We start from the raw sequence: 12884 nt of genomic DNA on the forward strand, positions 1-12884 counted from the left end.
GCCGCAGAAAATCAAGCGCAATCGGTAATTTGGAGAATGCCGGCGACCAGTATGTCACAACTGCCTAAAATTAAGGCAGCCGCAATATGCCTGTAGTCAGGCTTTGCCTCGTGCCCGGGCAAGTGCCGAATGGCGGCTAGAACGCCCGGAAGGTGACGACGGTAAACGTGTCCTTGATGCCGGGCAGAACCTGCACCTTCTCGTTGACGAAGTGGCCGATGTCTTCTTCGTCGTCGACGTAGAATTTGGCGAGCAGATCGTAATTGCCGGCGGTCGAGTAGATTTCAGAAGCGATCTCGGCGTCGGCCAAAGCGCTGGCAACGTCATAGGCTTTGCCCAGATCGCACTTTATCTGCACAAAAAACGCCTTCATTGACCGGCCCTGCTCAAGCTTCCACGCACAAGCGGCCCTTGTGGCAGACTGCTGCCCGGCTTTCAAGCATCAGGATCGAGCTCAGGCGGCCCGCGCCCTGGCAACGGCTTGTTTCATTTCAGCCACCGGCATGCCGCGCCGGAACAACCTGCCACCGATGACCAGCGCCGGAGTGCCTTGCAGCTTGAAGGCGCTCGCCTGGGCATCGGTGCGGGAGAGAGCCGCGTCGATGTCAGGTTCGCGGGCCGCGAAACCAGCGCGGAGCATCGCGACATCGACGCCGACGGAAACCAGTATGTCATTGGTGCGGCGCTCGAAAAGGCCACGTTCATTGGTCATCAGCGCGTCCACCGCCGCGGCATAGTGGTCACCGCTCAACAGCGCCATGCGCGCCGCGTCGCGCGAGGTATCGCCGAAGATCGGCCAATCCTTCATCACCAGCCTGATGCCGCTATCTTCGGCCATCAGTTTCTTCAGTTCGACAAAGACGAGTTTGCAGATCGGGCACTGATAATCGACGAATTCGGCGATGGTGACATCGCCATCGGGATTGCCAAGTGCTGGAATGACCGGATCGAACGCAACTTCGGTGACAGTCGGCGCCGCACTTGCCCAGGCCGGCAACGGGGCCAAAACAGCGAGGCTTGCGGCGCCCTTCAGCAAAAGGCGCCGGTCGATCGGCTGTCCAAACATTGTTCGTCCCTTGGTTGCGCGAACAGGTCCCCACCCGACTTTACGATGCGCGCCTCGCCTTAAAGGCGGGTTAAGCATAATTCTGTGGCATCTGCGCGGCGAATGTTTGGGTCGCTGAAACCGTGAGGCCCTGCCAAGCGTATGGTATGATGTGCCCTCGGACAGCGATTTTCTTGCAGCGATTCCTTCGGGGGACAACGGAGGCAGGCCATGCGCCGCGCGTTACTCGCATTCGCAGTCATTCCATTGCTTTTCCTGTCGTCTCTTCTGGTGTCCGGGGCTTTTGCCGGCGATGCCGAAATCAAGGCAGCGCAGACGGCCATCGATGGCCAGCTGAAAGCCTTCATCGCCAATGACGGGGCTGCGGCCTACAGCTTTGCCGCACCGAATGTGAAACGCATCTTTCCGACCGTCGACACGTTCATGAGCATGGTGACCAACGGCTATCCGCCGGTGCGCAAGCCGCAAACCTATTCCTTCGGCAAGGTGCAGCAGACCGGCCCGACCTCTGTTGTCCAACAGGTGCTGATCGTCGGTCCGGACGGCAAGGACTATGAGGCGGTCTACACGCTCGAGCAACAGCCCGACGGCAGTTTTCAGATCACTGGCTGCAGCCTGCGCGCGTCGACCTCGTTGAGCACCTGAGCGCTAAACGACCGGAATATCGCCCCTCGCCCAGCCCTCGGCGATTTCCACCGTGCGCGCCTCGAAGGTGCCGGCTTCAATCGAGGCGCGAATGTCCTGCATCAGCTTTTGATAGTAGGACAGATTGTTCCAGGTCAGCAGCATCGCCCCCAGCGCCTCTTGCGAGCGCACCAGATGGTGCAAATAGGCGCGTGAGTAATCGCGTGCGGCCGGGCAGTCGCTTTCCTCGTCCAGCGGGCGCGGATCGTCGGCATGGCGGGCGTTGCGCAGATTGACCTTGCCGCGCCTGGTGTAGGCAAGGCCGTGACGGCCGGCGCGGGTCGGCATCACGCAGTCGAACATGTCGATGCCGCGCGCCACCGATTTGACGATGTCGTCCGGCGTGCCGACGCCCATCAGATAGCGCGGCTTGTTGTCAGGCAGTTCCGGGCAGGTGATATCAAGCATATCCAGCATGACAGCTTGCGGCTCGCCGACGGCGAGCCCGCCAACCGCATAGCCCTTCAGCTCCATCGCCTTCAGTGCCTGCGCCGAACGGATGCGGAGCTCCGGTACGTCGCCGCCCTGTACGATGCCGAACATCGCCTTCCCAGCCTGGTCGCCGAAGGCGGTCTTGCAGCGCTCTGCCCAGCGCAGCGACAATTCCATGGCGCGCTCGATTTCCTTGCGCTCGGCCGGCAACGCCGTGCATTCGTCGAGCTGCATCTGGATGTCGGAATCGAGCAGCCCCTGGATCTCGATCGAGCGCTCCGGCGACATTTCGTAGGCGGCGCCGTCTATATGCGAGCGGAAGGTGACGCCCTTTTCGGTGAGTTTCCGTAATTTCGACAGCGACATCACCTGAAAACCGCCGCTGTCGGTCAGGATCGGATGCGGCCAGCGCGCGAACTCATGCAGGCCGCCGAGCCGCGCGACGCGCTCGGCGCCGGGCCGCAGCATCAGATGGTAGGTGTTGCCCAGGATGATGTCGGCGCCGACGCCGCGCACCTGGTCCATATACATAGTTTTGACGGTGCCGCCGGTGCCGACCGGCATGAAGGCCGGCGTGCGGATTTCGCCGCGCGGCATGGTGATCGCGCCGCGCCGCGCCTTGCCGTCGGTCGCCAGAACCTTGAAGGTAAATGCCTCAGCCATTGAATTCCTTGTCGAATACCGGCGCGCCCGGCGCCTGCTCGTCGAACGACTGCCGGTAGCGGATGCAGCCGCGCATAAACTTTTCCCAGGGCGGCACGGCGATCGCCGGCTCGGTCTTTTCCGGCAACAGGTTCCAAAGGTCGGGATGATGCCAGCAAAGATCGTGGCCTGAGGTGTCGCGGTGGCCGCGAATGCCGACGCGCAGTCTCTTCACCTCCGCGATCAAGGCCTCGCGATCCAGATTTTCGAGATCATCGTCCATCGTTCACCTCCCTGACCAGAAGACTGGCGTCGCCGTAGGAGTAGAATCTGTAACTGTTGTCGATGGCATGCGCATAGGCCGCGCGCATCGTTTCCAGGCCGCAAAAGGCCGAAACCAGCATGAACAGCGTCGAGCGCGGCAGATGGAAATTGGTCATCAGCATGTCGGCGGTTTTGAAACGATAGCCCGGCGTGATGAAAATGTCGGTCGGGCCGGACCAGGCGGTGAGTGTGCCGTCGGCGCGCGCCGCACTTTCCAGGAGCCGCAGCGAGGTCGTGCCAACGGCGATGATGCGCCCGCCCCTTGCCTTCGCCGCGTTCAGCGCCTCGGCCGTCTCGCGGCTGACCGACCCGGTCTCGGCATGCATCTTGTGGTCGGCGGTGTCATCGACCTTCACCGGCAGGAAGGTGCCGGCGCCGACATGCAAGGTGACGAAGCGGCGGTCGACTCCCTTCGCATCGAGGGCGGCAAACAGCTCCGGCGTGAAATGCAGACCGGCGGTGGGGGCGGCAACGGCGCCCTCTTCACGGGCATAGATGGTCTGGTAGTCGCTGCGGTCGCGCTCGTCGTCGTCGCGTTTTGAGGCGATGTAAGGCGGCAATGGAATGTGGCCGACTGCATGCAAAGCCTCGTCGAGAAAGGCGCCGGAGAGGTCGAATCCGAGCAGCGCCTCGCCGCCCTCGCCCTTCTCGAGCACCGTGGCATCGAGCTGGCCGAGAAAGCAGGAATTGCCGTCATGGCCGAAATGGATGCGGTCGCCAGCGGCAACGCGCTTGCCCGGCCGCATGAAGGCCAACCAGCGGTCCGGCGCCATGCGCATATGCAGTGTCGCTTCGACCTGCGCCGACGCTTCGCCGCGCCGCCTGATGCCTTTCAGTTGCGCCGGGATGACCTTGGTGTTGTTGAAGACCAGGACGTCGCCGGCCCTGAGCAGAGACGGCAAGTCGCCCACCGCACGGTCCTCAAGCCCATCACCCGGGCGGACCACCAGCATCTTGGCGCTGTCGCGCGGCTCCGCCGGGCGCAGCGCAATGCGCTCCTCGGGCAAGTCGAAGTCGAAGAGATCGACGCGCATCAGTAGAGCCGGACGAGCAGCGCTCCGGCCAAGAGCAGCACCGCGCCAGTGACGCGGCCGAGCGAAATCTCGCGTACCGCCACGCCAAGGAAGCCGACACGGTCGATGAGCATGCCGGCCAAGAGCTGGCCGGCGACCAGGAACGCCATCAGCGCCGCAGCACCAATGCGCGGCGTCAGGATTGTGGACAGCGTGACGTAGAAGCCGCCGAGCATGCCGCCAGCGACGAACAGCCAGGGCGCCGGCGCCTTCCAGTCAAGCGAGATGCCTTGCAGCTTCACCACCGCAAAGGAGATGATGCCGAGCACGACCGCGCCCGACAGGAAAGAAAACGCCGCGGCGGCGACCGGGAGCCCCAGGCCGCGCGCCAGCTGCGAGTTGATCGGCGCCTGAATGGCGATGAAGGCGCCGGACAGGATGCCGAGCAGCGACCAGACTGCGCCCATCATCGTCGTTTCGCCTTACTTGACGTCGGCCGCGACCTTCAGCGACACGATCTTGTCGGGATCCTGCACCGGCTCGCCGCGCTTGATCTTGTCGACATTGTCCATGCCTTCGATGACCTGGCCCCACACCGTGTATTGGCGGTTGAGGAAGGCGGCATCGTCGAAGCAGATGAAGAACTGCGAATTGGCGGAGTTCGGGTTCTGCGAGCGCGCCATCGAGCAGGTGCCGCGGCCATGGTTGGCGTTGGAGAACTCTGCCTTCAGGTCGGGCTTGTCGGAACCGCCCATGCCCGCGCGGGAAGGCGCGAACGACGGCTTCGAGGAATTGCCGAACTTCACGTCGCCGGTCTGCGCCATGAAACCTTCGATGACGCGGTGGAAGACCACGCCGTCATAGGCGCCTTCGCGCGCCAGTTCCTTGATGCGGGCGACGTGGCCGGGAGCCAAATCGGGGAAAAGTTCGATGACGACCTTGCCCTTGGTCGTTTCCAGGATGAGCGCGTTTTCGCGGTCCTTGATCTCAGCCATGTCAGATATCCTTTTGATAATAGTGATCTATTTGTCGGCGGCGATGCGCACTTTGATCATCCGGTCCGGGTTGGCGACCGTCCCGTTGTCCGCTTCGTCACCCTTCTTGATGTGATCGACCAGCGGCATGCCGCTGACGACGTTGCCGACAATGGTGTACTGGCCATCGAGCGGCGGCGCCGGCGCGAACATGATGAAAAACTGCGAATTGGCGGAATCCGGATCCTGCGAGCGGGCCATGCCGACCACGCCGCGCTTGTAGTGTTCGGTCTGCGAAAACTCGGCCGGCAGGTTCGTAAGATCGGAACCGCCGGTGCCGACGAGGTTGGGATTGAAGCCCTTCTTCATGTTGCCGAACTTCACGTCGCCGGTCTGCGCCATGAAACCGTCGATGACGCGATGGAAGGCAACATTGTCGTAGGCGCCCTGCCGCACCAGCTTCTTGATCTGCTCGACATGCTTGGGTGCGAGGTCGGGCCGCAGTGCAACAACCACATCGCCGTCCTTCAGCGTGATGATCATGGTGTTTTCAGGATCGGCGGCGAACGCCGAAACGGATGCCGTCACAAGACCGGCAAGCACAATAAGGAACGAGGCGAGCTTTTTCAGCTGCATATCTATCTCCGGGATCTTATTTCGCGAATTTGGCGGTGAGCGCACCGGCCACGGCCGCCGGCACGAAGGGGCGGATGTCGCCTCCCATCGAGGCTATCTGGCGGACAAGTGTGGCGGTAATGGTTCGCACCGAGGGACTGGCGGGCAGGAAAACCGTCTGCAATTCCGGCGCCATGGTCTCGTTCATGCCGGCCATCTGCATTTCGTAGTCGAGGTCGGTACCGTCGCGCAGGCCGCGGATCATGATCGAGGCGCTCTCTCTCCTGGCGGCGTCGATGACCAGCCCGTCGAAGGCGACGACCTTGATGCGGGCGCTGTCGCTGCCGAATTCCGCCTTGGTCGCGATCTCGATCAGCTTCACCCGTTCCTCGAAGGAAAACAACGGCTTCTTGCCGGGATGGATGCCGATCGCCGCATAGACGATGTCGGCCACGGCCAGCGACGCCTTGAGCACGTCGAGATGGCCGTTGGTTAGCGGATCGAAGGAGCCGGCATATAGAGCGATGCGTTCGGTCATGGCAGGTGCTTCTAGCGAGCCTCTCGGGCAAAGGCAAATGCGCAGGTGAACCTTTTGGCCGCCATGAACGACAGATGAACGGGCCGCTCACGAAGAATTCAACGGCAGCCATGTAAGTGGTTTCACAGACGGTGAAACCAAACCGGACCAAAATCGTTGTTGAAGCAGGAGAACACGCACATGCTGATCTACATGCTCGCCACCGCAATGACCGTTATAATGCTGATCGCCACCGCCTTCGGGCTGCATCAGGAAGCCGAGCGCGTCCGCGTCAAGACCAAGCGCTTCGAAGGCTTCGGCGTCCGCAAGCCCTATCGCCACTACTGATTTTCGATTATCGCCGCTTTGTTGATCGTGCCAGCCCATTGGGCCGGCGTTGCCTTGTCAAACCTATTCGGCGTTGTCTGGAGCAGCGTCGCCAGCAGCCACATCCGGGCCAGCCTCAACGTCGCCCTCTTCCTCATCCGATTGCGGTTCCGAAATCCGCTCCACCGAAACGACCTTCTCGCCCTCGGCTGTATTGAAAATGGTGACGCCCTTGGTGGCGCGGCTGGCGAACCGGATACCGTTGACCGGCACACGAATGACGGTGCCGCCATCCGAAACCAGCATGATCTGGTCGTCATTGCCGACCGGGAAGGTCGCCACCAGCCGGCCGATCTCGGCTGTTTTCGACACGTCGGTGGCACGGATGCCCTTGCCGCCACGCCCGGTCAGGCGGAAATCGTAGGACGAAGAGCGTTTGCCGTAGCCATATTCCGTCACCGTCAGCACGAACTGCTCGTGCAACTTGAGGAACTCATAGCGCTCGTCGGAAAGCTCGGTCTCTTCGCCGACCTCCTCATTGGTCAGCGCGATTTCCTCCTCCTCACCGGCCGCGATGCCGGCGGCGAGGCGGCGTTCAGCCACCACCCGCTTGAGATAGGCGGCACGCTCGGCCGGAGGTGCATCGACATGCTCGATCACCGACATCGAGATGATGCGGTCGGTCTCGGCCATGGTTATGCCGCGCACGCCAACGGAATTGCGGCTCTGGAAGACGCGCACGTCGCCGACGGAGAAGCGGATGCACTGGCCCGAGCTTGCGGTCAGAAGCACGTCGTCATTGTCGGTGCAGGTCTCGACGCCGAGGATCTCGTCGCCTTCCTCCTCCAGCTTCATGGCGATCTTGCCGTTGCGGTTGACCTGGACGAAGTCGGACAGCTTGTTGCGGCGCACGGTGCCGCGCGTGGTGGCGAACATCACGTCGAGTTCGCCCCAGCTGGTCTCGTCCTCGGGCAGCGGCATGATGGTGGTGATACGCTCGCCCTGCTCCAGCGGCAGCATGTTGATCAGCGCCTTGCCGCGTGACTGCGGGTTGCCGATCGGCAGCCGCCAGACCTTCTCCTTGTAGACGATGCCGCGCGAGGAGAAGAACAGCACCGGCGTGTGCGTGTTGGCGACGAACAGCCGGGTGACGAAATCCTCTTCCTTGGTCGACATGCCGGAGCGGCCCTTGCCGCCGCGGCGCTGCGCCCGGTAGAGCGATAGCGGCACGCGCTTGATGTAACCGGAATGGCTGACGGTGACGACCATGTCCTCGCGCTGGATCAGGTCCTCGTCTTCCATGTCGGCGCCGCCATCGGTGAGCTCGGTGCGGCGTGGCGTGCCGAACTCGTCTCGAACCGCAGTCAGCTCGTCCTTGACGATCTGCTGGATGCGCGCGCGGGACGACAAAATATCAAGGTAATCAATGATTTCCGCGCCGATCGTGTTCAGCTCGTCGGCGATCTCGTCACGGCCGAGCGCGGTCAGGCGCTGCAGGCGCAGTTCGAGGATGGCGCGCGCCTGCTCCTCGGACAGATTGTAGGTGCCGTCCTCGTTGATGCGGTGGCGCGGATCGTCGATCAACAGGATCAGCGATTCGACGTCGCCGGAGGGCCAGCGCCGCTCCATCAACTGCTCGCGCGCTGTCTGCGGATCGGGCGCGGTGCGGATCAGCTTGATCACTTCGTCGATGTTGGCGACGGCAATCGCCAGGCCGACCAGCACATGGGCGCGGTCGCGCGCCTTGCGCAAAAGGAACTTCGTGCGCCGGCTGATCACCTCTTCGCGGAAGCCGACGAACGCCTTCAGCATGTCGGTCAGCGTCATGACTTCCGGCTTGCCGCCATTCAGCGCCACCATGTTGGCACCGAACGAGGTCTGCAGCGGCGTGAAGCGATAGAGCTGGTTGAGAATGACGTCGGCGACGGCGTCGCGCTTCAGTTCGATGACGACGCGGTAGCCCTGGCGGTCGCTTTCGTCGCGGATGTCGGAAATGCCCTCGATGCGCTTGTCGCGCACCAGCTCGGCCATCTTCTCGATCATCGACGACTTGTTCACCTGGTAGGGAACCTCGGTGATGATGATCGATTCACGGTCGTTGCCGCGCTGTTCGACGTTGACCTTGCCACGCATGACGATCGAACCGCGGCCGGTCGAATAGGCGCTGTAGATACCGGAACGGCCGAGCACGATGCCGCCGGTGGGGAAATCGGGGCCCGGAATGATCTCCATCAGCGCCGGCAGGTCGATCGCCGGATTGTCGATGATGGCGATGGCGCCGTTGCAGACTTCGGCGAGATTGTGCGGCGGAATGTTGGTGGCCATGCCGACGGCAATGCCGCCGGAACCGTTGACCAGAAGGTTGGGGAAGCGAGCCGGCAGCACCTTCGGTTCGGTGTCGGAGGCATCATACGTGTCCTGGAAATCGACGGTTTCCTTGTCGATGTCCTCCAGCAACTCGTGCGCGACCTTGGTCAGCCGCGATTCGGTGTAACGCATCGCCGCCGGCGGATCGCCGTCGATGGAGCCGAAATTGCCCTGCCCGTCGATCAGCGGCACGCGCAGCGACCAGTCCTGCGCCATGCGCACCAAGGCGTCATAGATGGAGGCGTCGCCATGCGGATGGTATTTACCCATCACGTCGGCGACCGGGCGGGCCGACTTCACATATTTGCGGTTCCAGTGGTAGCCGCTCTCATGGGCAGCGTAGAGAATGCGGCGATGCACCGGCTTCAGGCCGTCGCGCACGTCCGGCAACGCACGACTGACGATCACGCTCATGGCGTAATCGAGATAGGAGCGCTGCATCTCCTCGATGATGGATATCGGCTCGATGCCGGTGGGGCCGCCGTCGGCGCCGCGCGGTGTCTTCTGGTCGGTCAAATCGCGTCACAATCTAATCAGGAATCACTTGCCGCTTATATAGGAAGCAGGATCGAAACTCCAACGTCTACAGCACTTTTCCAGTGTCAATTTTGGTGGTAATTTCAAAAGGATACCGCTGATTGCGACGATATGGCCAAAGCGCATTTCGCCGCCGCCAGGGCAAAAGCCTGCGATGGACTGTTTTCTCAAGCCCGAGCCGTAAGCACGATGAATTGGTGGCTGCCTTTGCGAGCGCTGAGCGGTTGGCGGCTGAGAGATCTCAATGGCGATCTGGCCGCCGGGCTCACGCTGGCGGCGATCGCCATCCCCGAACAGATGGCGACAGCCCGCCTTGGCGGCTTTGCCCCCGAGATCGGCTTTTTCGCCTTTGTCGCGGGATCGCTGGCCTTTGCCCTGCTTGGCGCCAATCGCCATCTGTCGTCCGGCGCGGATTCGACCATCACGCCGCTGTTTGCCGGCGGTCTCGCCCTCATCGCCGTTGCCGGCTCGGCGCACTATCTGGCGCTGGCGGCGATGCTGGCGCTGATGGTCGGGCTGCTGGTGGGTTTGAGCGGCATCTTCCGGCTTGGCTGGATCGCCGACCTGCTCTCGGTGCCGGTGACGACAGGGTTTCTGGCCGGCATTTCGGTCCATATCATCGTTTCGCAACTGCCGGGATTGCTCGGCCTGCCGCCCGAAAACGGTGAAACGCTGCGCCGGGTCGCTGAAATCGCCGCCAATCTCCACCTCACCAACCCGTGGAGCTTGGCGCTTGGCCTTGGCGTGTTCGCCATCGTGTTCGGCGCCGAACGCATCAGCGCGCGCATCCCCGGCGCCCTGATCGGCATGGTGCTGGCCACACTGGCGGTTGCGGCCTTCAGCCTCAAAGACCAAGGCGTCGAGGTGCTCGGCGCCTTGCCGAACGGACTGCCGCGGGCCAGCATGCCGCTGGTCGGCCTTGACGATGCGCAGGCGCTGCTGCCGTTGGCGCTGCTGATCGCCATCGTCGTCATGGTGCAGACGGCGGCGACCAGCCGCTCCTTCGTCGGCGATGCCCCCGACATCAACCGCGACTTTGTCGGCGTCGGCGCCGGCAGCATTCTGTGTGGCCTGTTCGGCGCCTTCGCGGTCAATGCCAGCCCGCCGCGCACCGCAATCGTCGCCCAGTCGGGCGGACGTTCGCAGTTTTCAGGCCTGATTGCCGCGGCCATCGTGCTGGCGCTCGGGGCTTTCGGCGGCGGCCTGCTCGCCGATGTCCCGCAGGCAGCCCTTGCCGGCGTTCTGATGTTCGTTGCCCAGCACATTTTGCGCTGGAAAGTGTTCGCCAATGTCTACCGGCAGGCACCGATTGAATTCGCGCTGATCCTCATCACCGTGGCGGCCATCGTCGTGCTGCCGATCCAGACCGGCGTCGCGACCGGCATCGGCCTGTCGCTGCTGCATGGCATCTGGAGCGCGACACGGACACAACCGATCGAGCTGGAACAGGTTCCCGGCACTTCGGTCTGGTGGCCGCCGGCCAAGCCGGACGCAGGCGAGCAATTGCCCGGCGTGCTCGTCGCGGCGTTTCAGGCGCCGCTGTCCTTCGTCAACGCCGACCTTTTCAAACGCGGCCTTGGCGAGATGATCGACGCCAGAGGCGAAAGCGTGAAGCTGGTCGTGCTGGAAGCCAGCAACATCGTCGAAATCGACTACACCGCCGCCCAGGCCCTGATCGAAACCATCGCCCATTGCCGCAAGACGGGCGCGATCTTTGCCATAGCGCGCCTGGAATCGCTGCGCGCCCAGTCGGCTCTGGCGCGGTTTGGCATTGCCGACCTGGTCGGCCCGCAGCGGATCTTTCACAGCGTCGACGCCGCCATCAAATCACTTGGTCCGGGGAAAAAGCAGCAGAAAGAACAGGATGGAGTGCCATGATTGACCCCCGAGAACCCATTGTCACGCCGGTCCCTGTCGAGGACCTTCGGCCGACGCAGATAACAGTCGGCATGAGGGAAGTTACGTTGAAGCGCCAGATGATCCGGGCGCAGGACGCCAAGCAGAAGACCGGCGCTTTTCTCGGCAAACACATGGTTCCGGTGGTTTTGGGTCCCAAAAATCGTAACTACGTCACCGATCACCATCACCTCGCCCGCGCGCTGCTCGAGGAAGGCGTCAAGGACGTGCTTGTGACCGTGATCAGCGACCTGTCCGCGCTCGACAAGGAAGCGTTTCTTTTCGTGCTCGACAATCGCGGCTGGATGCACCCGTTCGATGAGAACGGCCGGCGCCGTGACTACTCGGCAATTCCCAAGACAATCGGCGAGCTGATCGATGATCCTTACCGCAGCGTAGCGGGCGAACTGCGTCGGATGGGCGGCTTTGCCAAGGACACGACGCCGTTCAGCGAATTCATCTGGGCGGATTTCCTGCGTCGGCGCATCGACCGCCATGCCATTGCGAAGAACTTCGACAAGGCGATGAAGGATGCGCTTGCCTTGGCCAGGAGCAAGGATGCTGACTACCTGCCGGGTTGGTGCGGACCGACCGAGGACTGACTTTACAAGGCCGCAGCCGCGTTCGGCGATGAAACGCGGCATGCCCGATAGGCGCCGGGCGTCGCACCCATCACCATGCGGAAGCGGCGGTTGAAGGTCGAGAGATCGTTGAACCCGGCATCGAAGGCGATCGCGGATATGGCATCCTGCGACATGCGCAACCGCACTGCCGCGCGGTGCAGTCGGGTTCTCAGCAGGAATTGATAAGGCGTCATGCCCGCGACCTGCCTGAAGGTGCGCAGGAAATGATAGGGGCTGGTCGCCGTCGAGCCGGCAAGCTCAGCGAGCGAGACCGGCCGGTCCGCATTGAGTTCGATCTGCCGCACTGCCTCGGCAACCCGCTTCTGGTCGCGGCGGCTTGGCGGGCGGACGCCTGGCGTGGCGTCACTGGCGACAGCCACAGCGGCGCCGGCAATGCGCAGGCCAAGTTCCTCGAAAGCACCGATGTCGGCCGTTTCGCGCGCGGCTTCCGCTTCGGCCAGCAGAGATGCCAACGCCGGCAGGGGCGGCAGCCGCGGCAGCTCGAAGGCCAGCTTTTTCGCGCCCGGCACGTCTGTGGCGATCCGCTCCATATAGGCTGGAGAAAAATGGAAGGAGAGGCAGCGGTCGCCGGCACCATGCTCGTGGCCGCATTCGTAGCAGGAACCGGGGTTGCCGAGCAGAAGAGCGCCCGGCGCCAACATCGCTGTGCCCTGGTGTGTGCGGTAGCGGAAAGTGCCGCTGGTCACCGCGGCGACGCAGAAATTCTGGTGTTCTTCCTCGAACGGCCTATCGGCGGCGCTGGCGGTGCAGACCACATCCGCGACGTGCCAGCCCCGTCCCGATGCCAGGGTTTGCGTGCTCGCTGTCATGGCCCGAACTATAGCAATTTTTCCCAAGCCCAGAACC

General features: G+C 63.0%; 15 protein-coding genes. 4 read left to right on the plus strand and 11 right to left on the minus strand.

The features are described from left to right. Positions 1-136 precede the first annotated feature (136 nt). The gene (locus AC1DXU_RS14470; RefSeq protein ID WP_477369446.1) at positions 137-373 is read right to left on the minus strand and encodes an Lrp/AsnC ligand binding domain-containing protein; all 237 of its coding nucleotides are present in this window, start codon (positions 371-373) and stop codon (positions 137-139) included. Positions 374-454: 81 nt separating this feature from the next. After that, the gene (locus tag AC1DXU_RS14475; protein WP_477369448.1) at positions 455-1066 is read right to left on the minus strand and encodes a DsbA family protein; all 612 of its coding nucleotides are present in this window, start codon (positions 1064-1066) and stop codon (positions 455-457) included. 210 nt (positions 1067-1276) lie between these two features. Here AC1DXU_RS14475 and AC1DXU_RS14480 point away from each other — a divergent pair, with 210 nt between their 5' ends. After that, positions 1277-1711: a DUF4864 domain-containing protein gene (locus tag AC1DXU_RS14480; RefSeq protein WP_477317696.1), complete on the plus strand. Its 435-nt coding sequence runs from the start codon at positions 1277-1279 to the stop codon at positions 1709-1711. 3 nt (positions 1712-1714) lie between these two features. Here AC1DXU_RS14480 and tgt read toward each other — a convergent pair whose 3' ends face one another. The 7 genes from tgt to coaD form a co-directional block, all read right to left on the minus strand. After that, on the minus strand, positions 1715-2845 hold the full coding sequence (gene tgt / locus AC1DXU_RS14485; protein WP_477369450.1) for a tRNA guanosine(34) transglycosylase Tgt: 1131 nt from the start codon (positions 2843-2845) through the stop codon (positions 1715-1717). Next, on the minus strand, positions 2838-3107 hold the full coding sequence (locus tag AC1DXU_RS14490; RefSeq protein WP_477369452.1) for a hypothetical protein: 270 nt from the start codon (positions 3105-3107) through the stop codon (positions 2838-2840). The genes tgt and AC1DXU_RS14490 overlap by 8 nt, the downstream gene beginning before the upstream one ends. Continuing rightward, the gene (gene queA, locus AC1DXU_RS14495) at positions 3097-4182 is read right to left on the minus strand and encodes a tRNA preQ1(34) S-adenosylmethionine ribosyltransferase-isomerase QueA (RefSeq protein ID WP_477369454.1); all 1086 of its coding nucleotides are present in this window, start codon (positions 4180-4182) and stop codon (positions 3097-3099) included. The genes AC1DXU_RS14490 and queA overlap by 11 nt, the downstream gene beginning before the upstream one ends. Further along, a complete protein-coding gene (locus tag AC1DXU_RS14500) occupies positions 4182-4631 on the minus strand; it encodes a DMT family transporter (RefSeq protein ID WP_477369456.1) in 450 nt (149 codons plus the stop codon). Before AC1DXU_RS14500 ends, queA begins: the two co-directional genes overlap by 1 nt. 12 nt (positions 4632-4643) lie before the next feature. Beyond that, a complete protein-coding gene (locus tag AC1DXU_RS14505; protein WP_477243054.1) occupies positions 4644-5156 on the minus strand; it encodes a peptidylprolyl isomerase in 513 nt (170 codons plus the stop codon). Positions 5157-5183: 27 nt separating this feature from the next. Continuing rightward, positions 5184-5678, minus strand: a complete 495-nt coding sequence (locus tag AC1DXU_RS14510) for a peptidylprolyl isomerase (RefSeq protein WP_477370357.1) — start codon at positions 5676-5678, stop codon at positions 5184-5186. Positions 5679-5787: 109 nt separating this feature from the next. Beyond that, positions 5788-6288: a pantetheine-phosphate adenylyltransferase gene (gene coaD, locus AC1DXU_RS14515; protein ID WP_477369458.1), complete on the minus strand. Its 501-nt coding sequence runs from the start codon at positions 6286-6288 to the stop codon at positions 5788-5790. A 180-nt stretch (positions 6289-6468) separates the two neighbouring features. Between coaD and AC1DXU_RS14520 the strand changes: the two genes are divergently transcribed. Continuing rightward, complete coding sequence (locus tag AC1DXU_RS14520; RefSeq protein ID WP_477369460.1) at positions 6469-6615, plus strand: hypothetical protein; 147 nt, start codon at positions 6469-6471, stop codon at positions 6613-6615. A 63-nt stretch (positions 6616-6678) separates the two neighbouring features. Here AC1DXU_RS14520 and gyrA read toward each other — a convergent pair whose 3' ends face one another. Beyond that, positions 6679-9477 carry a DNA gyrase subunit A gene (gene gyrA, locus AC1DXU_RS14525; RefSeq protein ID WP_477369461.1) on the minus strand — a complete coding sequence of 933 codons (2799 nt, stop codon included), beginning with the start codon at positions 9475-9477 and terminating at the stop codon, positions 6679-6681. Between the two features lie 210 nt (positions 9478-9687). On the opposite strand from gyrA, the gene AC1DXU_RS14530 reads away from it, so the two are divergent. Together AC1DXU_RS14530 and AC1DXU_RS14535 are read left to right on the plus strand one after the other, a co-directional pair. Next, positions 9688-11376, plus strand: a complete 1689-nt coding sequence (locus AC1DXU_RS14530; protein ID WP_477369463.1) for a SulP family inorganic anion transporter — start codon at positions 9688-9690, stop codon at positions 11374-11376. After that, entirely contained in the window at positions 11373-11996 is a 624-nt protein-coding gene (locus AC1DXU_RS14535) for a ParB-like protein (RefSeq protein ID WP_477369465.1), read from the plus strand. Before AC1DXU_RS14530 ends, AC1DXU_RS14535 begins: the two co-directional genes overlap by 4 nt. Before the next feature lie 2 nt (positions 11997-11998). On the opposite strand, the gene AC1DXU_RS14540 is transcribed toward AC1DXU_RS14535, so the two are convergent. Next, complete coding sequence (locus AC1DXU_RS14540) at positions 11999-12847, minus strand: helix-turn-helix transcriptional regulator (protein WP_477369467.1); 849 nt, start codon at positions 12845-12847, stop codon at positions 11999-12001. Positions 12848-12884: the final 37 nt, after the last annotated feature.

It is taken from the genome of Mesorhizobium sp. P3_A10 (assembly GCF_056403175.1).

Coding starts and splice junctions, on each gene's coding strand:
- AC1DXU_RS14490 (WP_477369452.1), bottom strand. CDS start 3,107: ATGGACGATGATCTCGAAAATCTGGATCGCGAGGCCTTGATCGCGGAG.
- AC1DXU_RS14520 (WP_477369460.1), top strand. CDS start 6,469: ATGCTGATCTACATGCTCGCCACCGCAATGACCGTTATAATGCTGATC.
- AC1DXU_RS14540 (WP_477369467.1), bottom strand. CDS start 12,847: ATGACAGCGAGCACGCAAACCCTGGCATCGGGACGGGGCTGGCACGTC.
- queA (WP_477369454.1), bottom strand. CDS start 4,182: ATGCGCGTCGATCTCTTCGACTTCGACTTGCCCGAGGAGCGCATTGCG.
- AC1DXU_RS14475 (WP_477369448.1), bottom strand. CDS start 1,066: ATGTTTGGACAGCCGATCGACCGGCGCCTTTTGCTGAAGGGCGCCGCA.
- AC1DXU_RS14500 (WP_477369456.1), bottom strand. CDS start 4,631: ATGATGGGCGCAGTCTGGTCGCTGCTCGGCATCCTGTCCGGCGCCTTC.
- coaD (WP_477369458.1), bottom strand. CDS start 6,288: ATGACCGAACGCATCGCTCTATATGCCGGCTCCTTCGATCCGCTAACC.
- AC1DXU_RS14510 (WP_477370357.1), bottom strand. CDS start 5,678: ATGATCATCACGCTGAAGGACGGCGATGTGGTTGTTGCACTGCGGCCC.
- AC1DXU_RS14535 (WP_477369465.1), top strand. CDS start 11,373: ATGATTGACCCCCGAGAACCCATTGTCACGCCGGTCCCTGTCGAGGAC.
- tgt (WP_477369450.1), bottom strand. CDS start 2,845: ATGGCTGAGGCATTTACCTTCAAGGTTCTGGCGACCGACGGCAAGGCG.
- AC1DXU_RS14505 (WP_477243054.1), bottom strand. CDS start 5,156: ATGGCTGAGATCAAGGACCGCGAAAACGCGCTCATCCTGGAAACGACC.
- AC1DXU_RS14480 (WP_477317696.1), top strand. CDS start 1,277: ATGCGCCGCGCGTTACTCGCATTCGCAGTCATTCCATTGCTTTTCCTG.
- AC1DXU_RS14530 (WP_477369463.1), top strand. CDS start 9,688: ATGAATTGGTGGCTGCCTTTGCGAGCGCTGAGCGGTTGGCGGCTGAGA.
- AC1DXU_RS14470 (WP_477369446.1), bottom strand. CDS start 373: ATGAAGGCGTTTTTTGTGCAGATAAAGTGCGATCTGGGCAAAGCCTAT.